At 28.1% G+C, this 23,770-nt stretch carries 25 protein-coding genes; 14 read left to right on the top strand and 11 right to left on the bottom strand.

The annotated features are described in order from the left end of the window. Positions 1-47: 47 nt before the first annotated feature. Positions 48-395: a hypothetical protein gene (locus AB0T67_RS03465; RefSeq protein ID WP_369219166.1), complete on the bottom strand. Its 348-nt coding sequence runs from the start codon at positions 393-395 to the stop codon at positions 48-50. Between the two features lie 478 nt (positions 396-873). Here AB0T67_RS03465 and kdsB point away from each other — a divergent pair, with 478 nt between their 5' ends. From kdsB to AB0T67_RS03430, 7 genes are all read left to right on the top strand, one after another. Beyond that, positions 874-1,608 (top strand): 3-deoxy-manno-octulosonate cytidylyltransferase, encoded by a 735-nt coding sequence (gene kdsB, locus AB0T67_RS03460; RefSeq protein WP_369219165.1) that lies wholly within the window; start codon positions 874-876, stop codon positions 1,606-1,608. After that, positions 1,601-2,287 carry an HAD family hydrolase gene (locus AB0T67_RS03455; RefSeq protein ID WP_369219164.1) on the top strand — a complete coding sequence of 229 codons (687 nt, stop codon included), beginning with the start codon at positions 1,601-1,603 and terminating at the stop codon, positions 2,285-2,287. Before kdsB ends, AB0T67_RS03455 begins: the two co-directional genes overlap by 8 nt. 90 nt (positions 2,288-2,377) lie before the next feature. After that, the gene (locus AB0T67_RS03450) at positions 2,378-2,788 is read left to right on the top strand and encodes a MerC domain-containing protein (RefSeq protein WP_369219163.1); all 411 of its coding nucleotides are present in this window, start codon (positions 2,378-2,380) and stop codon (positions 2,786-2,788) included. Further along, on the top strand, positions 2,778-3,440 hold the full coding sequence (folE, locus tag AB0T67_RS03445) for a GTP cyclohydrolase I FolE (RefSeq protein ID WP_369219162.1): 663 nt from the start codon (positions 2,778-2,780) through the stop codon (positions 3,438-3,440). Before AB0T67_RS03450 ends, folE begins: the two co-directional genes overlap by 11 nt. Before the next feature lie 28 nt (positions 3,441-3,468). Next, a complete protein-coding gene (locus AB0T67_RS03440; RefSeq protein WP_369219161.1) occupies positions 3,469-4,368 on the top strand; it encodes a GTP-binding protein in 900 nt (299 codons plus the stop codon). A gap of 92 nt (positions 4,369-4,460) precedes the next feature. Beyond that, positions 4,461-4,727 (top strand): hypothetical protein, encoded by a 267-nt coding sequence (locus tag AB0T67_RS03435; protein ID WP_271231788.1) that lies wholly within the window; start codon positions 4,461-4,463, stop codon positions 4,725-4,727. Positions 4,728-4,866: 139 nt separating this feature from the next. Then, positions 4,867-5,061: a hypothetical protein gene (locus AB0T67_RS03430; protein WP_271231789.1), complete on the top strand. Its 195-nt coding sequence runs from the start codon at positions 4,867-4,869 to the stop codon at positions 5,059-5,061. Between the two features lie 25 nt (positions 5,062-5,086). Here the strand turns inward: AB0T67_RS03430 and AB0T67_RS03425 are convergent, their stop codons facing one another. The 4 genes from AB0T67_RS03425 to AB0T67_RS03410 form a co-directional block, all read right to left on the bottom strand. Further along, a complete protein-coding gene (locus AB0T67_RS03425) occupies positions 5,087-5,545 on the bottom strand; it encodes a sensor of ECF-type sigma factor (RefSeq protein ID WP_369219160.1) in 459 nt (152 codons plus the stop codon). Positions 5,546-5,547: 2 nt separating this feature from the next. Next, positions 5,548-6,096, bottom strand: a complete 549-nt coding sequence (locus AB0T67_RS03420; protein WP_369219159.1) for a hypothetical protein — start codon at positions 6,094-6,096, stop codon at positions 5,548-5,550. Between the two features lie 33 nt (positions 6,097-6,129). Then, positions 6,130-6,678: an RNA polymerase sigma factor gene (locus tag AB0T67_RS03415; protein ID WP_455432238.1), complete on the bottom strand. Its 549-nt coding sequence runs from the start codon at positions 6,676-6,678 to the stop codon at positions 6,130-6,132. Between the two features lie 61 nt (positions 6,679-6,739). Next, complete coding sequence (locus tag AB0T67_RS03410; protein WP_369219158.1) at positions 6,740-8,182, bottom strand: TonB-dependent receptor; 1,443 nt, start codon at positions 8,180-8,182, stop codon at positions 6,740-6,742. An 80-nt stretch (positions 8,183-8,262) separates the two neighbouring features. Between AB0T67_RS03410 and AB0T67_RS03405 the strand changes: the two genes are divergently transcribed. From AB0T67_RS03405 to AB0T67_RS03395, 3 genes are all read left to right on the top strand, one after another. Beyond that, the gene (locus AB0T67_RS03405) at positions 8,263-9,039 is read left to right on the top strand and encodes an MBL fold metallo-hydrolase (RefSeq protein ID WP_369219157.1); all 777 of its coding nucleotides are present in this window, start codon (positions 8,263-8,265) and stop codon (positions 9,037-9,039) included. A gap of 104 nt (positions 9,040-9,143) precedes the next feature. Beyond that, positions 9,144-9,902 (top strand): peroxide stress protein YaaA, encoded by a 759-nt coding sequence (gene yaaA / locus AB0T67_RS03400; protein ID WP_369219156.1) that lies wholly within the window; start codon positions 9,144-9,146, stop codon positions 9,900-9,902. Continuing rightward, positions 9,903-10,538 carry a SanA/YdcF family protein gene (locus AB0T67_RS03395; protein WP_369219155.1) on the top strand — a complete coding sequence of 212 codons (636 nt, stop codon included), beginning with the start codon at positions 9,903-9,905 and terminating at the stop codon, positions 10,536-10,538. It begins immediately after the preceding gene. A gap of 20 nt (positions 10,539-10,558) precedes the next feature. Here AB0T67_RS03395 and AB0T67_RS03390 read toward each other — a convergent pair whose 3' ends face one another. The 3 genes from AB0T67_RS03390 to AB0T67_RS03380 all read right to left on the bottom strand — a co-directional run bounded on the left by AB0T67_RS03390 (position 10,559) and on the right by AB0T67_RS03380 (position 13,496). Further along, positions 10,559-11,488, bottom strand: coding sequence for a hypothetical protein (locus AB0T67_RS03390; RefSeq protein WP_369219154.1), 930 nt, complete (start codon positions 11,486-11,488; stop codon positions 10,559-10,561). Positions 11,489-11,641: 153 nt separating this feature from the next. After that, the gene (locus AB0T67_RS03385; protein ID WP_369219153.1) at positions 11,642-13,066 is read right to left on the bottom strand and encodes an L-serine ammonia-lyase; all 1,425 of its coding nucleotides are present in this window, start codon (positions 13,064-13,066) and stop codon (positions 11,642-11,644) included. 88 nt (positions 13,067-13,154) lie between these two features. Continuing rightward, positions 13,155-13,496, bottom strand: a complete 342-nt coding sequence (locus tag AB0T67_RS03380; RefSeq protein ID WP_271231798.1) for a DUF2853 family protein — start codon at positions 13,494-13,496, stop codon at positions 13,155-13,157. Between the two features lie 306 nt (positions 13,497-13,802). On the opposite strand from AB0T67_RS03380, the gene AB0T67_RS03375 reads away from it, so the two are divergent. Continuing rightward, complete coding sequence (locus tag AB0T67_RS03375; protein ID WP_369219152.1) at positions 13,803-15,173, top strand: tetratricopeptide repeat protein; 1,371 nt, start codon at positions 13,803-13,805, stop codon at positions 15,171-15,173. A gap of 88 nt (positions 15,174-15,261) precedes the next feature. Here the strand turns inward: AB0T67_RS03375 and AB0T67_RS03370 are convergent, their stop codons facing one another. Then, positions 15,262-16,989 carry a sodium:solute symporter family protein gene (locus tag AB0T67_RS03370; RefSeq protein WP_369219151.1) on the bottom strand — a complete coding sequence of 576 codons (1,728 nt, stop codon included), beginning with the start codon at positions 16,987-16,989 and terminating at the stop codon, positions 15,262-15,264. Positions 16,990-17,294: 305 nt separating this feature from the next. On the opposite strand from AB0T67_RS03370, the gene gap reads away from it, so the two are divergent. Next, positions 17,295-18,287 (top strand): type I glyceraldehyde-3-phosphate dehydrogenase, encoded by a 993-nt coding sequence (gene gap, locus AB0T67_RS03365; RefSeq protein WP_369219150.1) that lies wholly within the window; start codon positions 17,295-17,297, stop codon positions 18,285-18,287. Between the two features lie 70 nt (positions 18,288-18,357). On the opposite strand, the gene AB0T67_RS03360 is transcribed toward gap, so the two are convergent. Together AB0T67_RS03360 and AB0T67_RS03355 are read right to left on the bottom strand one after the other, a co-directional pair. Continuing rightward, a complete protein-coding gene (locus AB0T67_RS03360) occupies positions 18,358-18,738 on the bottom strand; it encodes a Rid family detoxifying hydrolase (RefSeq protein ID WP_369219149.1) in 381 nt (126 codons plus the stop codon). Between the two features lie 38 nt (positions 18,739-18,776). Further along, positions 18,777-21,482 carry a putative LPS assembly protein LptD gene (locus AB0T67_RS03355; RefSeq protein WP_369219148.1) on the bottom strand — a complete coding sequence of 902 codons (2,706 nt, stop codon included), beginning with the start codon at positions 21,480-21,482 and terminating at the stop codon, positions 18,777-18,779. 165 nt (positions 21,483-21,647) lie between these two features. Between AB0T67_RS03355 and AB0T67_RS03350 the strand changes: the two genes are divergently transcribed. Together AB0T67_RS03350 and AB0T67_RS03345 are read left to right on the top strand one after the other, a co-directional pair. Continuing rightward, complete coding sequence (locus AB0T67_RS03350; protein WP_369219147.1) at positions 21,648-22,730, top strand: N-acetylmuramoyl-L-alanine amidase family protein; 1,083 nt, start codon at positions 21,648-21,650, stop codon at positions 22,728-22,730. Positions 22,731-22,794: 64 nt separating this feature from the next. Continuing rightward, positions 22,795-23,760, top strand: a complete 966-nt coding sequence (locus AB0T67_RS03345; RefSeq protein WP_369219146.1) for an MlaD family protein — start codon at positions 22,795-22,797, stop codon at positions 23,758-23,760. Positions 23,761-23,770 lie beyond the last annotated feature (10 nt).

Raw genomic sequence — 23,770 nt, 5'->3', positions numbered from 1 at the left:
AATATTTTATTCAAACCTGTTATTAAACCAATCAATTAATCAAATTATTAAGAGGCTTTTTGTAAACTGTAACCAAATACAGCTTTACATATAATGTCTTGTTTTTTTTCTTTTTTTGATACTGTTATGTTTAAAACAACTTCAGTATCACTCAATTTTTTTATCTTATTACTGATAATAAGATTATCATTTAAATAAGCCTTTTTAATGATATCAAATTCAATACTTTTAAAGCTTAAATTGGCAGATTCTTTGTGGAAAATTAGAGAGGAGTTTACGGTAGCTTCAATTTTGTCATATAAAATTGAAGTCTTTAATACTTTACTTTTGCTAACTTGTTTTTTGTTAACAGTAAATTGTAGTGAATTATTTTTAGAAGCGATGTAAGTGTTCATAAGTTAGGGATTTATTGGTGGAAATTTAGATGTTTCAAAAAATTGCTTTTGGACTAAGCACATAATTGTAGTTAACTGCATGTTAATTCGTTTGATGTTTTTTAATTTAATCATAAGTAATAAAGTTTAAAATATTAGTAAATAAAAAAAGGTGCTTTTTATAAAAAAAGCACCTTTTGTAGTTTGTATTAAATATAGGTTTTAAAACCGTTGTTTAAAGCTATTTCGAGAGGTACTTTTTATATAGGCATATTTTTTATGCATGCGTGTATTGCACTTAATCATTTCGACTGTGTTTAAAATAATGCTATATGTATATAAAAGTACTTTCATAAGTATGGTCAAATTTAATAAAAAAAATCAGAAAACAGCTAAAAGTCTAAAAACATTAATGTTAAAGTTTTATTAAGTAGGGTTTTGCCAATGTTAACACCTTGTTTAAATATGTATCTTTGAAAGGTATAAATAACTATATTTTATGAAAATAATTGCAATGATTCCTGCACGTTATAGTGCATCTCGTTTTCCTGGAAAATTAATGAAAAATTTAGGAGGTAAACCAGTAATTGTAAGAACTTACGAAGCTGCTGTTAAAGCAAATTTGTTTAATGAAGTGTATGTGGTAACCGATTCTGAGATTATCTTTAAAACAATAACAGAAGCAGGAGGTAAGGCTTTAATGAGTTTAAAAGAACATGAATGTGGTTCGGACAGAATTGCAGAAGCTGTTGAAAATTTAGATGTTGATATTGTTGTAAATGTTCAAGGTGATGAACCTTTTATAGATACTGTTTCTTTATCAAAATTAATTCAAGCTTTTAAAGATGATAAAAATAATGAAATAGATTTAGCATCCTTAAAAGTACCGATGACAAATTTAGAGGATATCGAAAATCCGAATAATGTAAAAGTAATTACTGATGTAAATAATTTTGCAATCTATTTTTCAAGAAGTGTAATTCCTTATCATAGAGATAAAGATGTAAACGTAACTTATTACAAACATAAAGGTATATACGCTTTTAGAAAAAAAGCATTGATAGATTTTTATCACACACCAATGACTCCTTTAGAAGCTGCAGAAAAAATTGAATGTATTCGATATTTAGAAGTTGGTAAAAAACTAAAAATGATTGAAACATCCGTAGAAAGTATTGGTATTGATACACCTGAAGATTTAGAAAAAGCGATAACATATTTAGAAAATGAATAAAATTAAAGTCATTGCTTTTGATGCAGACGATACTCTTTGGATAAATGAAACTTTTTTTAGAGATGCCGAAAATGAGTTTGCAAAATTGCTTTCAGGATATGAAACCGAAAATAAAATTCATCAAGAATTATATAAAAAAGAAATCGAAAATCTTAAAATTTACGGATACGGTGTAAAAGGTTTTGTATTATCGATGATAGAATGTGCCTTGGAATTATCTAATTATAAAATAAATCAAAAGATAATTGATAGAATTTTACAAATTGGTAAAGAAATGCTAGAACAACCCATCGATTTATTAGATGGAGTAGAAGAAGTACTTCAAAAATTACAAGGGAAATATAAAATAATTGTAGCCACAAAAGGCGATTTATTAGATCAGGAACGAAAATTAGAAAAATCAGGAATCTTAAAATATTTTCATCATACAGAAGTTATGAGTGATAAAAAAGAAGCCGATTATTTAAAATTGATAAAACATTTAGATATTAATCCATCAGAATTATTAATGATTGGTAATTCTTTAAAATCTGATGTTTTACCCTTGATTGAAATAGGTGCGACTGCAATTCATGTTCCTTTTCATACAACTTGGGCTCATGAACAGGTTACTGATAATCAAAAATCAGATAGTTATAAAACAGTTGCTAATATTACCGAAGTATTAAATTTTCTATAAGTAAACTTTAATTTATAAAATAAAGCAACAGAGTTGCGTTAGTTAATGTTTTTATCTATTATTGCACCTTGGTTGTAATAGTAGGTGGTAATGTTGGTTATAAAAAGTAAATCAGATTTTTTTGGAGCGTTAGCTAGCACATTGTGTCTTATTCATTGTGTAGCTACTCCATTTTTTTTTATGTTTAAATCCTGTGCAAAAACTTGTTGTGCAGCAGCTCCTTTTTGGTGGCAATTAATTGATTATTTCTTTTTAATAATATCACTTTTAGCAATTAGTCAAGTGTTAAAGAAAACTCAAAATAATTGGGTTAAACTACTATTTTTATTAAGTTGGTTTACATTATTTTTTGTTATAATAAATCAAAAAACAGGTTGGTTTACTATAGATCATACGATTATATATTATCCAACATTATCGTTAATAATTCTGCATATATATAATAGTAAATATTGTCAATACAATAAAAATAAATGTTGTACTTATACTTATGAAAAATAAAAAAGAAATTGAGGTCATTGGAGATAATCATTTTTCATCAAACATAAAAACCCCTTTAAGAGCTGATGCTTTTGATAAAACTGATGAAGAAAAAATAGAAAAAATAAAACATCATTTTAAAATGATAATGGAAGAAATGGGACTAGATTTAAACGATGATAGCTTGTCAGGTACTCCATATCGTGTTGCCAAAATGTATGTTAAAGAGCTTTTTTATGGTTTAAATCCAGTTAATAAGCCAAAATTATCAACATTTGAAAATAAGTATGGTTATAAAAAAATGCTTATTGAGCAAAATATAAATATAGATTCATCATGTGAACATCATTTTTTACCTATAATTGGACATGCACATATAGGTTATTATCCGACTAAAAAAGTAATAGGTTTGTCTAAAATTAATAGATTAGTTGACTATTATTCTCATAGACCTCAGGTACAAGAAAGATTAGCGATTCAAATTTTAAACGATTTACAGAATATTTTAGATACAAAAGATGTTATTGTTGTAATAAATGCAAAACATCTTTGTGTTTCTTCAAGAGGTATAAAAGATAAAAATAGTTTTACAACAACTATAGAATATGGAGGTTGTTTTGAGAAAAAAGTAAACAGAAATGAGTTTTTAAACTTAATAACAAAAGAAATTTGATAAATAAAGTTAATATTTTTTAAAATATATGGAAGCTATTATTACAATAGTAGGTTTTTTAGGAGCTGGTAAAACAACTTTATTAAAGCATTTAGTTTTAAGTTATTTAGAAAAAAATTTCAATCCTTTTGTAATTTTAAATGATTATGAAAATGCAAATCTTGATGCATCTCAATTAGCAGGTAATATAGAGCAACTTAACATAAAAGCACTTACAGGTAGTTGTATTTGTTGTAGCGGTATAGATGAATTAAGAAATTATGTTAATAATACGCCTGAAAGAGTTAATGGTGTTACTTTAATTGAGGCCAACGGTACATCAGATGCTTGTACTTTGATGGAGTTTTTAGGTGTCGGATTAAATAAAAGGTTTTTACCACCTATTCAAATATCAGTTGTTGACGTTAAAAATTGGCAAAATAGAGGTGTTTATAATGATTTGGAGTTAAATCAAATTCAAGTTTCGTCATTAATTGTTTTAACTCATCTTGAAAAAACAACAAAAAAGCGACAAGAATTAGTAGTTAAAGAATTAAAAAAGAATAATCCATATGCTACAATTTTAACTATAAATGAAATAGATATTTCTCTTTTTAATGAAAGTATATCATCAAAAAAAGACTACAAAAAATTAGCGCATAAAAAAGCACATTGGTCTTCTTGTTCTATTGATTTATTAAAAGTTCCTAGTTTAAAAAACATCTATTACATCTGTGAAAATTTGCCATCAACTATACAAAGAGTAAAAGGATGTGTTGAGGTAGAAAATGAAAAAGGATATACTTATTTTGAGAGAACTCCCAATGGAGAAGTATTTGTAAGACCTTTTAGAGGTATTCCAATAACAGGACCCAAGCTTTTAACAATTGGACCTGGTAGTGATATATCATTATTAAAAAAGGTTGTAAAAGAAAGTTTTTTTATATAATATTTTTCTTTAAAAATTATTATATAAAACAAAAACAATAAAATCAATCTGAATTAGATAAAATCAATTAATTTTGCAAAAAAATAATAATTATGGCAAGTATTAAAAATTTAAAAAAAGATATCGACTATACTTTAGGAGATATTATTGATATCTGTAGATTATCTGCTCAATTAAATCCTGGTGTAGATGCAGAGAAATCAGAAGCTATTGTTGACGAAGTTTTTGAAACTTTTGATACTTTAATCGAAAAAATTAATGCTAAAAATGTTGAGAATAAAAAAGCACATTTTAAAGCAATTAGTACTGAGTTAGAAGACAAGGCAAATGCTTTAATAGAAAAAGTAAATAACCTATAGTTAACTGTAAGTTAAATAATTAAAACCGGTACTTTAACAAGTATCGGTTTTTTTTTGCTAAATTTTAACATACAATAAGGAATAAATTGTTGTAAATTACGTTCGAAATATAGAACAATTAAACCCCCGTAATATAGTCATGGCAAGAGCAATGTACGAGTACACTAAAATAGTATTGGAAAAAGTAAGCTTCAATACTGATTTATTTTGTAGAGAATTAGAAAAAGCATTAAACAGATTATTACCTTACGAAATAAATGAATTAACTATTTGGTTAAAACAATATACAGCAAACAAACCTAAACTATATGTTAGTTTAGCTTTAGTTAAATAATAAGCATAAAAAAAAGAAGCTTTTTTTAGCTTCTTTTCTTGTGTTTGCCTCTAAGTTTTTTCATAAGTTTTCGATTAAAATTATGTTCGGAAATTTGTAAAGACAAGACCTTTTTAAAAGATAAAATTTTAGAAATTTTCTCATGAAATATTGTTTTTATTTCATGTTGCTCTTTTTTAATAGCTTGAATTCTTTCTAAAACTTCTTTGGCTTCTTTTTCTGATAACTCATCAACACCACCATTATGATGTATCTTTTTTTTGAAAATAAGATGTTTTTCTCTATGAAGTGATTTTATTTTTTTGTCATATTTATTATAAATAGGCCAAAATTTTTGAGCTTCATCTTCTGTTAAATTTAATTTTTCGGTTAAGTAGGCAATTTTGTAAGTCTGAATTTTTTCAGAGCCTTCTTTTTTAAACTGTGCTTTACTAGAGAAGCTAGTTAATAAAGCGATACAGCATAGTAGTATATTTTTTTTCATTTTTATTCAATTTCATTTAAGAGTGTTGTATTATCAATAGTATTTAAATAATCTTCTAAATTTTGGTTGTTTATAGATTGTAAAATATCAGTATCATCAAAAACTGAAGCATCTAAAACGAATCCCAATTCTTCATTATTACTAATACCATATCCATTTTCATACCATAAACTAATTTCTGTAGCAGTTATATCATCAAAAGTATACGTTTTTGTAGTATTTAAATAATGTAAACTAACAAATAATAATACAGAGGCAGCGGCAGTAAGTGGAATAAATTGCAACATTTTTTGATATAAAGAAATTACTTTTACTTTTTTAATCTCTTTAGGTGTTTTTATAGTGATTTGTTTTAAGATAGCATCTTCAACAGTATCAAAATAATTAGATGGTGTTTTAAAGTGTTCTTGTTTATCTAATTTATCTGTAATTATTGAAGATAGAATAGTGTCATCTATTTCTTCAAAGTAATTTTTAGGAATAGAAAACCCTGTTTTCTTGCCTATTTTTCGATTTATAAAATCTGTTGTATGTTTTAATTCTTTGTCCATCTCTATTCTAAGACTTTAATACAAGTAAAAGGTTTAATGGTAGTTTTTGATAAATTGTTCAATTTTTTTAGCCGCAATATGATGTGATGCTTTTAAAGCGCCTATTGAAGTGCCTAGAATTTCTGAAATCTGACTGTATTTCATTTCTTCAAAATACTTCATATTGAAGACTAACTGTTGTTTTTGAGGGAGTGTTGCAATTGCTTTTTGTAAGATAAGGGCAATTTCATCTCCAGAAAACCAATGATCGCTATCTAAAGATGAAACTAATTTTTGTTGATATTCAGTTATATCAACATTTCTTTCTTTTGCCCTTTTGTTAATGAATGTAATCGCTTCATTTGTCGCAATTCTATACATCCATGAATATAATTTACTTTCTTTTTTAAAAGTATCAATATTTTTAAACACTTTTATAAACGTGTTTTGTAAAACGTCATCCGCATCATCATGAGAAATAACAATTTTTCGTATATGCCAATACAATCGCTCTTTATAGAGCGATAATAGTTTTTTAAAAGCTATTTCTTTTGTTTTATTGTTTTTTAGCTCTGTTATAAATGTCAGTTCGTCAGTCGTCACCTAAAGATATTTAGATTTAGACTTTAAAAATAATAAAAGGTTTAAAATAAAACTAAATTATTTAAAGTCGCTTTCTTGAACAACCAAATAAACGTTTATCTTTTATAGTTTGAGAAACACCTTTAGGAAGCATCTCTTCCCAACCTTCTTCATTATCTCTAATCATTTTCAATACTTTTCTAGAGAAAATATGTAAACTTTCGTTATCAAAAGCTTTAATATCAATTAGTCTACCATTGTTTTTAAAGAATTTATAAAGCTCTTTCATTCGAGGATGTACTTTTAAGTTTTCACTAGTAGTAAATTCTCCTGTTTCCGTATTTTTATAAGGATACATATATACTTTTAAATCTCTGTAAAAAAGTTTACCAAAAGCTTCTAAAATACCACCGCTTAAATCACGATAATATTTTTCATCAAAAATTTGAACTAAATTATTAACACCCATAGCTAGTCCCATTCTTTCTTTGGTAAACTCACTAAAGTAATCAACTAAACGGAAGTATTCTTGGTAATTAGTAATCATTACATTTTGTCCAAGTGCACAAAGTAATTCTGCTCTATCTAAGAAATCACGTTCATTAATCTGACCTTCAACACGAAGGTTACTCAAGGTGATTTCAAAAATAACTTGTGTGTTTTCTGCCTTCACTTTTTTCTCGGCTAAAAACATTGCTTTAGATCTTTCGAAGATATCCATATTTACTTTCGTAACAGGGCGATAACTTCCTCGAAGTGTTAAAATATTCTTTTTATAAAGTACCTGAGCAGGTAATAAGTTGTTTCCATCAGGGCCAAACATTACGGCATTTGTCATTCCGTTTTTAACTAATTGTAAGCTCATTAAACGGTTATCAACATACATAAATCGTGGTCCAGAGAAATTAATCATATCAATTTCTAAACGGTCACTATCAATATTATCGTAAAAAGATTTTAATAAATCCTTTGGATTATCATTTAAATAATAAGCTCCATGAATTAAATTAACTCCTAAAACACCTAACGTTTCTTGTTGTTGACGAGCATCAGTTTCTTTAAAACGAAGGTGTAAAATAATTTCGTTGTAATCTTCTAGCGGATCTAATTGAAAACGAACACCAATCCAACCATGACCCTTAAATTTTTTTGAAAAATTGATGGTTGCTACTGTGTTAGCGTAACTAAAAAATAATTTATCAGGATGTTTTTTACGATCAAGACGTTCTTCAATTAAGTCCATCTCATGTTTTAACATCTTTTTTAAACGTTTTTCTGTAACGTAGCGATTATCACTTTCAACACCATAAATAGCATCTGAAAAATCTTTATCATAAGCACTCATTGCCTTAGCTATAGTACCAGAAGCTCCACCAGCTCTAAAAAAATTACGAACCGTTTCTTGCCCTGCACCAATTTCAGCAAACGTTCCATAAATATGAGGGTTTAAATTAATTTTTAAAGCCTTACTAGTAGTAGTAGGTACTGTACTTATTTTCTGATCACCTTTCAGTGTAATTGCCATGTTCTTCTTTTTTACTTGCAACAAATGTACTGAAAATTGCAACTATCAGATAACTTTTTTATTGTATTTTTGTGTTAACAATGAATAAGAAAATGCAATTGAAAGTTACTTTTTTGGGTACAGGAACTTCTACGGGAGTTCCAATGATTAATAGCACGCATCCTGTGGCGCTATCTAAAGATAAAAAAGACAGGCGATTACGTTCGTCGATTGTTGTGTCTTGGGATGATATTAATTACGTTATTGATTGCGGACCTGATTTTCGGCAACAAATGATTCGTGAAAAAGTAGCATCAATAAACGGAATTCTATTTACTCATGAACATGCCGATCATATTGCTGGTTTAGATGAAATTCGTCCGTATTGTTTTCAAATGGGCGCAGTCCCTATTTATACAACTGAAAGAGTTTTGGGAATTTTAAAGAAAAGATACGATTATATTTTTAAAACAGAAAACAGATATCCAAGTGCACCAGCGGTAGCTACCAATATTATTTCTCATCAAAATAGTTTTATTCTTGATGGCGTTAAAGTGACTCCGATAGAAGTAATGCATGGTTGGTTACCTATTTTAGGTTATCGATTTGATAACATTGCATATCTTACTGATATTAAGACAATTTCATCCGAAGAAAAAAAGAAATTAACTAATTTAGATGTGTTAATTGTTACAGGATTAAGAAAAGAACCGCACACAACACATTTTAATTTAGAAGAATCATTGGCGTTTATTGCTGAAATTAAACCTAAAAAAGCATATTTGACACATATAAGTGAATTATTAGGTTTACATGAAGAGGTTGAAAAAGAATTACCCGAAAATGTTTTTTTAGCGTACGATGGATTAAAAATTTAAAAACGATACTATTATTTTTATTGATGATACAATTAATTTAAATGACAATAATTAGTTTTATCTTTTAAAATAGCTTTCTATTTTTACATTAAATATTTAAGTAAATGAAAATAATTATATCACCAGCAAAATCGTTAGATTTTGAAACAAAAGCAACAACAAATACATATACACAACCACGATTTTTAGATAAATCTATAAAATTAAATCAGAAATTAAAAACTCTTTCTAAACAAGAATTAAGTGATTTAATGAAAATTTCTGATGATTTAGCAAGTTTAAATTATCAAAGAAATAAAGATTGGCAAATACCTTTTGATTTAGATAATGCTAAACAAGCTATTTTTTCTTTTACAGGAGTAGTTTTTAAAGGAATTGATGTAAATTCTTTATCCGAAGAAAAAATACCAATTTTACAAAGTAATCTTAGAATTTTATCAGGATTATACGGTTTATTGAAACCTTTAGATTTAATTCAGCCGTATCGTTTAGAAATGGGAACACGTTTGAAGGTAGGAAGTACCGAAAATTTGTATAAATTTTGGAATGATGAATTGGTGAATTCTTTAAATGATGAATTAGAAGATGAAGAATTACTAGTGAATTTAGCAAGTTTAGAATATTTCAAAGCCTTGCCAAAAAAGCTTTTAAAAGTACCAATGATAACTCCTGTTTTTAAAGATTTTAAAAATGGAGAATATAAAACGATAATGACTTTTGCTAAAAAAGCACGTGGTTTAATGGTGCGTTATATTATTGAAAATGATGTGAAAACAATTGACGAATTAAAAGGATTCAATATTGATAATTATGCTTTTTCTGAAGAAATGTCTACCGAAACAGAATTATATTTCACAAGATAAATGATTAAAAAAATCCTGAAATTAGCCGTTTTATCAACAATATTTGTGTTGATTACCATTTATTTGTGTAACTTTTTAATAGAAAAACAAACAAAAGATAAACTGTATTCTAGCGTAACTGAAATTCCGAAACATAAAGTCGGGCTTGTTTTGGGTACGTCAAAATATTTATCAAATGGACGCATAAATTTATATTATACTTTTAGAATTAGAGCGACAGTATCATTATATAAATCAGGGAAAATTACTTTTATTATTGTGAGTGGTGATAACAGTACCGAAAAATATGATGAACCAACTACTTTTAAAAGTGATTTGATAAAAGCGGGTATTCCTGCGGATAAAATATTTTTAGATTATGCAGGTTTCCGAACATTAGATTCTGTTGTAAGAGTTAAAGAAATATTCGGGCAAACAGATGTTACTATTATTTCTCAAAAATTTCATAATGAAAGAGCCATTTATTTAGCGAATCATTTTGGTGTGAAAGCTATTGGTTTTAATGCTAAAGATGTTTCTGGTAGATATGGGTTAAAAGTTCAATTAAGAGAATATTTAGCCCGAGTAAAAGTATTTGTTGATATTTTATTTAATATTCAACCGAAGTTTTTAGGAAAATCAATAGAAGTGAAATAGGTTATTTTTTAGAACAAAGATTAATTTCTTTTTAGATAGCTAATATCTAACCTGTTTTTACCTTTCTTATTCTTTGTGAATTTAGTAGATACACATTCGTTACAAGTAACTTTTTTTTCATTATTGAAATAATCAGTAGCTGTTATCTTATTGTTTTTGATTTGTTTAGAAATGGTTTTGAATCTTGTTTTATGAATTGCAGTATTTAAAAGTTTTTCTTTTAAAATAGATTCGTTCTCATTCCCTAAAACATACATTTTTAATAAAAAATCATTACAACCATTAATACTAAAGGCATATTCAAAATCTTCTTCTTTGTAAAACTCTAATTTTAGTTGATTAAAAGCAGGGTCTATATCATAATTGGTTTTATACTCTTCTTTGAAGATGCGTTTATTTTTCATTGCTGACATAGCACAATCAATATAGTTTAGCGATATTATTTTACCATTTTTAAATCCAAGATGCGTATTTATATGATAAATAGGGAATTTATTCATGTTACTTTGATGGCTTGTGCTTATTTTAATAATAGGTGTTTTGTTTTTAAATCCTTCAATGTTATAGATGTAATTAGAGAAATCGCCAAAGCCAAAATACCCGATATAATCTATATTTGTTGGCGATTTTATTTGAACAATACCATAAGAAACCATAAATTCATTTCCACCGTCACTAGTATCCGTTATTTTTGCCCACATATCTTGTGTACCATCTTTATTAAAATCATTTAAACTTTCGTCATAGAGTTCTATATCTACAGTACCTAATGTGAAATTATGGTCTAAATTATAAATAATATAATGTTTTCCAATAGAATAGCCCTTATATATAGAGAAAAGCTCTGTTAGATATTTTTCACGAAAACTATCTTTTATTTTTTCATTATCAGTTTTACAAGATTGAAATAAAAAGAAACTAAGGATTATAATGGTTATTTTTTCTTTCATGTTTTTTGCATAAACATTTATTATGTTCTTTAGATGAATAAATTTAATAAATAAAATTTTTAAGTTCTGCTATAAGAAGGTAAATTACTTTATAAAAAAACAAAAACCCTCTTAAAAAGAGAGTTTTTATAGTTTTTTATAATGATGATTTTTTTAACAAGCTGCTAAACCAACAGTAATTGCTAAACCACCTTCTGAGGTTTCTTTATATTTTCTGTTCATATCTTTAGCGGTTTCCCACATAGTATCGATAACTTTATCTAAAGGAACTAACGATTCTTTAGGGTTGGTTTCTAAGGCTAATTCGGCAGCGTTAATTGCTTTAATTGCGCCCATAGCATTACGTTCAATACAGGGTATTTGAACTAAACCTCCAATAGGGTCACAGGTTAATCCCAAATGATGTTCCATTGCTATTTCTGCTGCAACTAAACATTGCCCAGGAGTTCCTCCTAAAAGCTCTGTAAGTGCCGCTGCTGCCATTGCTGATGAAACGCCAATTTCTGCCTGACATCCACCCATTGCTGCTGATATGGTCGCATTCTTTTTAAAGATACTTCCAATTTCACCAGCAACTAATAAGAATTTTTTGATGTGTTCAAAATCAGCGTCATGGTTTTCTATCACTAAATAATACATTAAAACGGCAGGGATTACACCTGCACTTCCGTTGGTAGGAGCTGTTACAACTCTACCTAAAGCCGCATTTACTTCATTTACAGATAAAGCAAAACAACTAACCCATTTTAATATTTCACGAAATTTTACTTCAGTACTTCTTATAGCAGTAATCCATTCTTGTTCGTTGGTGTATGTTGTATCTTTAATTAGTTTTTCGTGTGTACCAAAAGCTCTACGTTTTACGTTTAATCCACCAGGTAAAATTCCACCTGTATGACAACCGATATACATACATTCTAGCATGGTATCCCAAACACGTTTTAGTTCTGCATCAATTTCAGAAGGAGATTTTAAAACTAATTCATTCTGATAAACAATTTCAGAAATCTTTTTGTTTTCTTTCTCGCAATAAGCTTCTAATTCTGTAGCTCTATTTACAGGATAAGGAAAGTTCTTTTTATTGATTTCTGTTTCTGATTCTACTTTTACTTCTTCTTGAATAACAAAACCACCACCTATAGAATAATAAGTTTCCGTAGAAACTTCTTTTCCTTTAGAAAAACCTCTAAAAGTTAATGCATTAGAGTGAAAAGGCAAGAAGTTTTGATTAAAAACAACATTTTCAATAGAAAACACGATTTGTTTTTCTGCATTGAAATGTAATTCTTTTGTTTCTTTTATTCTATTGATGATACCATCGATGTCATCAACAGGAATATATTCAGGATCGGTACCGCTTAAGCCTAGTAAAACAGCTAAATCTGTTGCATGACCTGTTCCTGTTAACGATAAAGAACCGTATAAATCTATTTTAATACCATCAATGATATTAAAAATATCAGTTTCTTTTAATTTTTCAATCCATTGTTGTCCTGCTCTCCAAGGACCTAAGGTGTGTGAGCTAGAAGGACCAACGCCAATCTTAAGCATATCAAAAACACTAATAAACTGAGACATATATATTATTTGTTTGTTGAGCGCTAAAATAGAAAAAGTCCTGTATTTAAATCAATACAAGACTTTTTTTTATAAAAAAATGTGAATATTACATTCCGTACACTGATTCTTTGCTAAATTTCTTAGCTAATAGGTAATATACAACAGCACGATATTTGCTTCTTTCTGATCTTCCAATTTCTTCCATAACTTCATCAATAGCCTTATCTAATTCAGGACCATCTGTTAAGCTTAATTTTTTTATTAAAAAGTTATTCTTAACCGTTAATAATTCTTTAGGATCGCTACCTGATACCGTTTCTGCATCTCTTTTATAAATAGAAGGACCTAACCCTTTAGTAACTGCTGTTAATAACTCAAGGTTTACAGAAAGTTTTCTGTCATCCATAAATTTTTTATACAATACTACTTTTTCGTCGAATTTACTCATAATTTTTTCTTTTAATTAATTTTTAATGTTCTTGTTCCAAATATAGAAAAATAATCTGTTCTTTCATATAGGAAAAATAAAATAACTACATCTACTCAGTTTGTTATGGTTTTTATAACACTGTCAGTTATAATTAATTTTAGATAGTCTGACATTTTAGCATTTTTTATCAAAAAAAATAATATAGAACTATTATAATACTTGTTTTAAGCGATAGTGGAAGGTAAATTGTTAAAAACAAAAACAATTAATATTGCTTAGGCATTATTATTGTAGTATATTTAGCTACAATCAAATAAGTAGCTTATGTCGATATTAAAATTTGAATCTATGTTGAAAACCAACGATGTCTATTTTTTTGATGCTGTTGAGTTTGAAACAATTATTGAACATTATTTAAATATAGCTAAAAATTCTTTAGCTAAAAAAGCAGTAGAATTAGGTTTAGAGCAACATCCTTCTTCAATTCAATTAAAACTAATGAAGGTCGAAATTTTAGTTTTTGAAAATAAATTGATAGAAGCAGTTCAGATGTTGAAACAAATTGAAGCTATTGAACCTTACAATGATGAGGTTTTTATTCAGAAAGCACTGATTTTATCTAAAAAGAAACAACATATTGAAGCAATAGCTGTATTAAAAGAATCTTTAAGTTTTATTGAAGATCCTGCAGATATTTGGTCAATGCTAGGTATGGAGTACTTATATTTAGATGATTACGAAAATGCACGTTTAAGTTTTGAAAAATGTGTAGAAGTTGATGCTGAAGATTTTTCATCTTTATATAATATTGTATACTGTTTTGATATGCAAGAAAGCCATATAGAAGCAATACAGTTCTTGAATGCATATATAGATAAAAATCCATATTGTGAAGTAGCTTGGCATCAATTAGGAAGACAATATTCTGAAATAGGTATGTATAGAGAAGCACTTACTTCTTTTGAATACTCGGTATTAATAGATGAAACTTTTATTGGTGGATATTTAGAAATAGCAAAAACCTTAGAAGATTTGAATCGTTATGAAGAAGCGATTAAAAACTATATGATTACTATCGAAGTAGACGATCCGACGGCTTTTGTATATATAAGAATAGGTGAATGTTACCAGAAATTAGAAAATGTTAATTTAGCATGTCATTTTTATAAAAAAGCAGTTAAAGAAGACCCTTTGTTAGATAAAGCATGGATGTTATTAACAAATGCTTGTTTTGATAATGAAGATTATCAAAGAGCTTTATATTACGTAAAAAAGGCTATTCATATTGATGAAGGAAACGCTTTTTATTGGAGAAGATACGGAGATATAAATTTGAAGTTGAATTTTTATGAAGAAGTAGTAAAAGCATTTTCTACCTGTATTAATTTAGGTGATGATGAAATAGAAATCTATATTGAATTAGCAGATATATTGTTGTTTTTAGGTGAATTTGATGATGCTTTAAAAATATTAATCAAAGCTAAAAAAATATACAAAGAATTTGCAGAAATTGAATATCGTTTATGTGGTTTGTTTATGATTTTAGATAAAGAAGACTACAGTTTAACCCATTTTAAAAATGGATTAGCAATTGATTTCGAATATCATGATGTAATAAATGAGCTGTATCCTACAGTTTTTGAACATGAAAAAATTAAACAGATTTTATCAAATTATAAAAAAGCCTTGAATTAATTCAAGGCTTTTTTTATGTATAAACTCAGTTTGACAGATTTGGTTTTTTAGCGATAAAAGATTTTTAAATGAAATTTAAAGTTCTTAATTAAGAAATACGTTTCCATATTTTTAGTAAAATATAAATACATATTAAAGTTATTATTGATAATATTGTAGCTAATAATGTTTTACCATAAATCCAATTTCCAGTAGCAAATAAGAAACTATAAACTCCAATTGTACCTGTAATAAAACCGACTATTTTTATACCAATATTTTTAAATTTATTTTCTCCTTCAAAAATTAAGGCTTCAAATTTATCAATAGTTTTGGCATCACTAGGCTGTGTTAAAAGTGTTACTAAAACCCATCCGATAGTTGTTATAACTACTCCGATAATTAATTGCCAATGTCCTGCAATATCAATCATAGGATTATCTATTTTTCCATTGATAAAAAAGAATAATGCAATTACAAATGAAATAGCCATTGCTGCAATTTCACTATACGGGTTTATTCTGCTCCAAAACCATCGTAAAATAAATAATAATCCTGTTCCTGCTCCAATTTGTAATAATAAATCAAATACATCTTTTGCAGATTTTAAATAGAAAGAAAATAAAGCTGCACATAACATTAATAAAACTGTAGAAACTCTACCAACAACAACTTTTTGTTTTTCAGAAGCACTTTTATTGATAAAACGGCTATAAAAATCATTGACTAAATACGAACTTCCCCAATTTAATTGAGTTGAAATAGTACTCATAAAAGCAGCTATTAAAGAAGTTAATACAATTCCTAATAAACCTGCTGGTAAATAAGTCATCATTGCGGCATATCCAACATCGTGTCCTTGCATTTCTGGCGATAAACTAGGGAATGCTTGATTCATACTTTCTAAACTTGGAAAGATAATTAACGAAGCTAATCCGACAATAATCCAAGGCCAAGGACGTAGAGCATAATGTGCAAAATTGAAAAATAAAGTTGCCCAAGTAGCATTTTTTTCATCTTTAGCAGCTAACATTCGCTGTGCGATATAACCACCACCACCAGGTTCTGCACCAGGATACCAAGTACTCCACCATTGTACTGCAAACGGAATTATAAATAAGGTAATTAATGATTCAGTATTTGAAAAATCAGGAAGCATGTTTAATTTTTCACTAACATTCGGATGATTTAATAAGTTTGATAAACCATTTATTTCAGGAAGATTTACAATATAAACTGTTGCCCAAACCGAACCAATCATGGCTATTATAAATTGAACAAAATCCGTAAGTAAAACACCTTTTAATCCTCCTAAAGAAGAATAAATTACCACAATAATAGAAGAATACAATAACATTTCACCTTGTGATATTCCTAATAAAATATTTGCGATTTTTGCACCTGCCAAGCAAACTCCTGCCATGGTAATAATATTGAAAATTACGCCTAAATAAATAGCTCTAAATCCTCTTAAAAAACCTGCTATTTTACCTGAATATCGTAATTCATAAAATTCTAAATCGGTAGAAATACCTGATTTTCGCCAAAGTTTAGCGTAAAAAAATACTGTAAGCATTCCCGTAAGTAGCATTGCCCACCAAACCCAATTACCCGAAACACCATTTTTACGAACTAATTCTGTAACTAATCCAGGAGTATCTGCGGCAAAAGTGGTTGCAACCATTGAAACTCCCAACAGCCACCAAGGCATATTTCGTCCAGATAAAAAGAATTCAGCACTGCTTTTTCCTGCAGATTTTGAAGCCCAAATACCTATAAGTAATGAAAGTATAAAAAATCCTATAATAATTGAGTAATCGAGAGTGGTTAATATCATATAGTTTTATTTAAAAGGCTAAATGTAGTTAAATAATCTGATACGTTAAATTTCAATCAAACTCAAAAAATGATTTTATGTTTTGATAAAAAATCACTAAAAATGAGTAAATTTGATATTCTTTTTATGAAAAAATAAAATAGTAGTGCCGAATAATTTTATCAGTAGAAGCACAAAAGAGTTACTATTAATTTATAAAAATAAAAAAAGTAGTAAAAGGTCACAATAACATAGATATGAGGTTTAAGAATCACTGATATTATGACGATATAATTTCAAAATAAGAATATTAAATAGTTAACACAATGATAAAAATAGGAATTAACGGATTTGGAAGAATAGGTAGGTTAGCTTTCCGTTCTGCCATGAAAAGAAAAAATGTGCAAGTAGTTGCCATTAATGATTTGTTAGACGTAGAGTATTTGGCCTATTTATTAAAATATGATTCTGTACACGGTCGTTTTGATGGTGATATTGAAATAAAAGACGGAAACTTAGTTGTAAATCAGCAGGTTATTAGAATTACTGCTGATAAAAATCCTGAGAATTTAAAATGGGATGAAGTTGAAGCAACATATGTTATTGAAGCAACGGGTTTTTTTACTGATAAAGATAAAGCCGCTTTACATATAAAAGGAGGCGCAAAAAAAGTTGTTATATCAGCACCTTCAAAAGATGCAAACATGTATGTGATGGGCGTAAATCATAAAGATTTAAAGGCTGATGAAGTGGTTTTTTCAAATGCTTCTTGCACCACAAATTGTTTAGCTCCCGTAGTTAAAATAATTAATGATGCCTACGGATTAACAGAAGGAATTATGACTACAGTTCACGCTGCAACCGCTACACAAAATGCTGTTGATGGTTTTAATAAAAAATGGCGAAGAGGACGTTCGGCAATAAATAATATTATTCCAACATCAACAGGAGCAGGAAGTGCGGTGATAAAAGTAATTCCTGAAATGAAAGGAAAACTAATAGCAATGGCAGTTCGAGTTCCTACAGCAGATGTTTCTTTAATCGATTTAACTTTTAAAACAGCTAAAGCAACTTCCTTAGAAGAAATTATGACTACTTTTAAATTGGCTTCAGAAAATGAATTTAAAGGAATTATAGGGTATACTGAAGATGAGGTAGTTTCTCAAGATTTTGTATCAGAAACTAGAATATCAGTAATTGATGCTGCTGCAAGTTTAGAGTTAAATGAAAACTTTTTTAAAGTGATTTCTTGGTATGATAACGAATTTGGTTACGCTACTAAAATTGTTGATTTATTAGAATATTCAGCTTCTTTGTAAGTTTAGATAAGAAGTGTAAAAGCATAAAAAAATCCCTGCTATTTTATTAGTAGGAATTTTTTTTATTGAATTATTTAATAGCAATCATGCTAATTTCTACATTTACAAACTTTGGTAAATTAGCAACTTCTACAGTTTCTCTTGCAGGTGCAGTTGCTTCGTTAAAATATTTAGCATAAACACTATTTATTTTACTGAAGTTATTCATATCAGAAATAAAAATAGAAGCTTTTACAACATTTTCAAAAGTCATTTCAGCAGCAGCTAAAACTTCTTTCATATTTTCCATTACTTGTTTTGTTTCAATTTCAATAGTATCCATTACTAGTTCTCCATTTTCAGGATTAAAAGCAATTTGACCAGATGTATATAAAGTATTTCCGCTTAAAATAGCTTGGTTATAAGGACCAATAGGAGCAGGAGCTTTATCTGTAGTAATAATTTTTTTCATTTTATGATGTTTTAAAGTTGTGTGTTTTATCTTGGTATTTAGAATAATATTCTATCTGGCGGTTTGTTTTTATCCCATTTTAAATCGCTTAATACAGCAGATTTAACACCTATAAAGAAATTATAAGAAGAATTGTTTCCGAAAGGAATCCAGTTAAAATTTAATTTCCAACTATCTAAATCTCTTGAGAAATTTAAACTAGTATAAGTAAATCCATTATCTTTAACATCATAACCAGAAGAAAAACCAACGCCCCATTTAGCTGATAAATCAACATTTCCACTAAACATTAATGAATTACTACTAATAGCACTTACAAGCCCATTATTAGTGTAATTTAATGCATAAGCTAAATTTAATGACCAAGGCATGTTGTTTTTGTATAATATTGTTTCTTTAACTTCAGTTTCTTCTTTGTTTTTATTGCTTTTTCTAGTTGAAAAATCGTTGGTTTTAGATTTATTTTGTCCAAAAAGATCAGGAGTATCTTGAGCACCATTTCCGTTATTTTTCTTTTTATCGTCTCCTTCTTTTTTCTTTTGAAAATCTTTACTAGATAATGAGTAGTTTGCTGTTATTCCTGCAGTTTCTATCCTAAATATTTTAGAATTAAATTTATCTATCTGTTCTCCTTTACTATTAATTTGATAAGGATCTAAAGACATATTGGCATTTAAAGCTAATTTATCTTTAAATAAACGAGTACCTAAGCTAACTGCAACATTACTCCATCGAAGACTATCTTTAGTAATATCATAATTGGTACTAAAATTTAAGTTGTTTAAAAGAGTAACTTTTCTATCTTCTTCATCACTATCAGGATCTTTTGGAGCTACTTTTGCTTCTAAAACGTTATTAACAGAAATACCAATACTATTTGAAGTTCCGCTACCAGGTGTACCGTATATTCCTCCTTCAAAAGGAGAATAAGTAAGTAAGTCTGTAGGATCTGAATTTTGTTGTACTTGTAAGTTGTGTTCTTTTGCAAAATCAGGTCGGTATCCGTAAGAAATAGAAGGTCTTATTGTATGACGAATTGCTTTTAATCTTCCTTTCTTAAAGTTAAATGTACCATATATATTTGTTGATAAAGACACTCCGAAATTGTATTCATTAAAACGATTAAAACCACTAATCGAATCATTTTCTATAACGCCTAATTTATTGGTGTCCGGATTTATTAGTGTTGGATTATAAGTTTTATTAATTTTATCAAAATACCAAACATCTTTATAACTTGCACTTGGTGATACTGTAAAATATTTAAAAGCTTTTAAGTTTGTATTTGTATTTACGTTATGTTGAATTCCTTTTTTAGCTGTTTCAAACATTTTGGCTGTAAAAAACTCATCATCAGTTGTGTCTATTTGATATTTACCTTGCAAGCTATAATTTAATCCCATTTTTTGAATGGCATTATTTTTAGCCCCTCCTTTACCTGTAAACGGATAAATACGATCCATATTCACTTGTAATGAAGGAAGCGTCATTGTTATTGCTTCTGTTTCTGTATTTTGAGAATGTGTCGCTGTAAGGCTAACGTTAAAAGGAGTCCCAACAATTTTTTTAGAGTAAGATACAGATGAACTTAATGTGTTTGTTAAGTATTCAGAATTATTTGATTCGTTTAACGATTGTTTATAGTAGGTACTACTACCTAAATTAACAGAAGCCGAAAAGCTAGAGTTTGGGCTCGATTTACTATCTTGGCTATGGCTCCAACGAATATTGAAGTTCGAAGATTTGCTATAATCACTAAGTCCTCGAATACCTTGAATAATATTTTCAAAATTAAAACTGAAATTTCCGTTAAAATTATAACGTTTATAGTAGCTAGATTCGGTTTTTAATCCCCAACTTCCGTTGGTGTATAAATCTCCTAAAACAGTTAAATCAAAATAATCACTTAAAGCAAAGTAGTATCCACCATTTTGCATAAAAAATCCTTGACTATTACTATCTCCCCAAGAAGGAATAATAAAACCAGAAGTTCTTTTGTCGCTTAAAGGTAAATATGCAAAAGGCAAATATAAAGGAGTTGGTACATCAGCTAAAACTAAATGACTAGGTCCTACAATTATTTTTTTACCAGGTACAAGTTTTGCTTTACTAGTTTGTATGTAGTAATCTGGTATTTTCTTTTTAGAGGTTGTAAAACGCATTTTGCGCATATAAATGGTAGAATCGTTAACACGTTTTGTTTTTTCGGCATAGGTTATAATTCCATCTTGAACCGTTTTTACGCCATAAACGAGCGCTTTTTTTGTTTTGAAATTAAATAAAATAGAATCTTGTTCGGATTCTTGTGTGCCTTGTTTAAAAACTGGTCTTTGATGATAACCTAAACTATCCTTTATTCCTTTGGCATAAACGGTGTTATTTTTATAATCTAACACAATTATTCCTGCCTTTAAATCAATATCAGTATAAGTTACTTGAGCTTTGTTATATAAGGTTACCGTTTTGTTTTTCGCATTTTGAATGGTATAATCTTCAGCATTATGTGTAATAATTCCATCGATAACCTCTTTAGGTTTAATCGAATCATTCACAATAGTGTCTTTTTTTAAGTTTAAAAGTCCTTCTTTTTTTAAATCAATTAAGCTATCTTTTGATTGATTTAAAGCCGTTTTTTCTTTAGTCTTTTTAGAGGTAATACTTGTTTTACCAAAATCCTGAGCTACACTAATTTGATAACAAAAAAGGCAGAAAACTAAAAGTATGTAAGTTAGATTTGTTCGCAATGTTATAAATGCTATTTTTGTGTTATATTTAAAAGCTTTGGCGTACTATTTGTATGCCTAAATACAAAAACCAAAAATAGTTAAATTTTATTGATGCAATTCTTAAAATTAAGTAAATATAATCACTTGAAAAATTTTTTTTTATTTTTAATCTCGATATTTTTTTTGCTGGGGCTGTCAACGGTAGTTTCTGCTCAAAAAAAATACACAATTGTTCTTGATGCTGGTCATGGAGGTAAAGATGGTGGAGCGTCTAGAGGTGCTTACATAGAAAAAAAAATAGCTTTAAAATTAGCACTAAAAGTAGGTGATATTTTAAAAAAAGACAATACAATAAATGTTGTTTATACACGTAAAAAAGATGTTTTTGTAGAGCTTCATAAACGAGCGAGTATCGCAAATAAAAAAAATGCTGATTTATTTGTATCTATACATTGTAATTCAAATAGTTCAGGGAAACCTCATGGGTCAGAAACTTATGTTCTTGGTTTAAAAGGGAATGATGCAAATTTTGAAATTGTAAAAAAAGAAAATGCTGTTATTTTATTAGAAGATGATTATAAAAAAAATTATGATTATGATCCTAATTCAGCCGAATCATTAATTGGTTTGTCTGTTTTACAAGAAGAAAATTTAGATGCAAGTTTAAGTTTGGCTAGTTTAGTTCAAACTAATTTTAAAAGCATCAAACGATATGATAGAAAAGTAAAGCAAGCTAATTTTTTAGTATTACGAGAAACTGTTATGCCTAGTGTATTAATTGAGTTAGGTTTTTTATCAAACAAAACAGAAGGAAAGTTTTTAAATTCATCATATGGGCAGTTAAAAATGGCAAAATCACTTGCTACTGCTATAAAAAATTATGTAAAAAGATTAAAATTAAATACTGTTCAAGAAAAAGTAATAGTAAAATCATCAGAAAAGAAAGAAACTAAAAAAGTTAAAAAAACTTCTTCTAAATCAATAAAAAAGAAACGTACCAAAAAAGTTTCTTCAAAAATTATTTTTAAAGTACAGGTGTCAGCTTCTCGAAAAAAGTTACGTAAAAGTAGTTTCAAAGGCTTAAAAGACATAGAGTCAATGTTTATAGGTGGTTATTATAAGTATTATTATGGAAGTTCTCCTAGTTTTTCAAAGGTAAAAAAGTCGTTAATTAAAGCTAGAAAAATAGGGTATAAAGATGCTTGGGTGGTTGCTTTTAAAGGTGATAAAAGAATATCAGTAAAGGAAGCTTTAAAAAAGCATTAATTTAGAGAAAATCTGTATTTATACTCCCGAAATTATTAGTATTTTCGTGGTATAATTTTTATGTATGTCAAAAGAACTTAAAACAGGTATTGTTGCTGTAGTTATTATAGTATTATTTATTTGGGGGTATAATTTTTTAAAAGGTGAAAACCTATTTAGTGGCAATCGTAGGCACTTTTTTGTTGAATATGAAAATATTAATGGACTAAATAAAGCAAGTTTAGTAACTGTAAATGGTTTAAAAGTAGGGAAAATTGATGATATTTCATTTAATACAACTCTTGAAAAACAAGGGGTTTTATTAGTTGAAATATCTTTAGAAAGCGATTTAGAGTTTTCTAAAAATAGTGTTGCTAAAATATACTCGGCAAGTTTGATGGGTGGTCAAAATTTAGCGATTGTTCCTAAATACGATGGCGAAAAAGCTATTTCTGGCGATTATTTAAAAGGAGAAGTTGAGACCGATCTTTTTTCGTCTGTAGGAGAAAAACTGAATCCGATTCAATCAAATCTTCAAAATGTATTAGTTGGTGCTGATTCATTATTGGTAGGAATTAATAGCGTGTTAGATGAGAAATCTCGTAAAAGCTTAAATAGAAGTATTATTGGTCTAGAAGGTACTATAACCGATGTTCGAAAAACGTTAACATCAGTAAATGCCTTATTGATTAATAATAAAGAAAATTTAGACGCAACACTTAAAAATACTAAGAATATTACAGATAATTTTTCTAAAATATCAGATGATTTAACTAAATCGAATTTAGGTAAAACAGTTAAAAAATTAGAAACAACATTAACAAACGTAAACGGTTTATTAGCAAATATGAATGCTGGTAAAGGAACTTTAGGTAAGTTAATGACCGATGATAAAATGTATACAAATTTAACAAATGCATCTAAAGAGATGGAAGAACTTCTAAGAGAAATGAAGTTAAATCCAAAACGATTTGTGCATATTTCATTATTTGGTAAAAAAGTAAAACCATATAATTCTGAAGCGAATATTAAAAATATAAGCACTAAATAACCTTATCAAA

It is taken from the genome of Tenacibaculum salmonis (genome assembly GCF_041053065.1).
Classification (GTDB): domain Bacteria; phylum Bacteroidota; class Bacteroidia; order Flavobacteriales; family Flavobacteriaceae; genus Polaribacter; species Polaribacter pacificus_A.
This window is presented reverse-complemented; position numbering and strand designations above follow the sequence as displayed.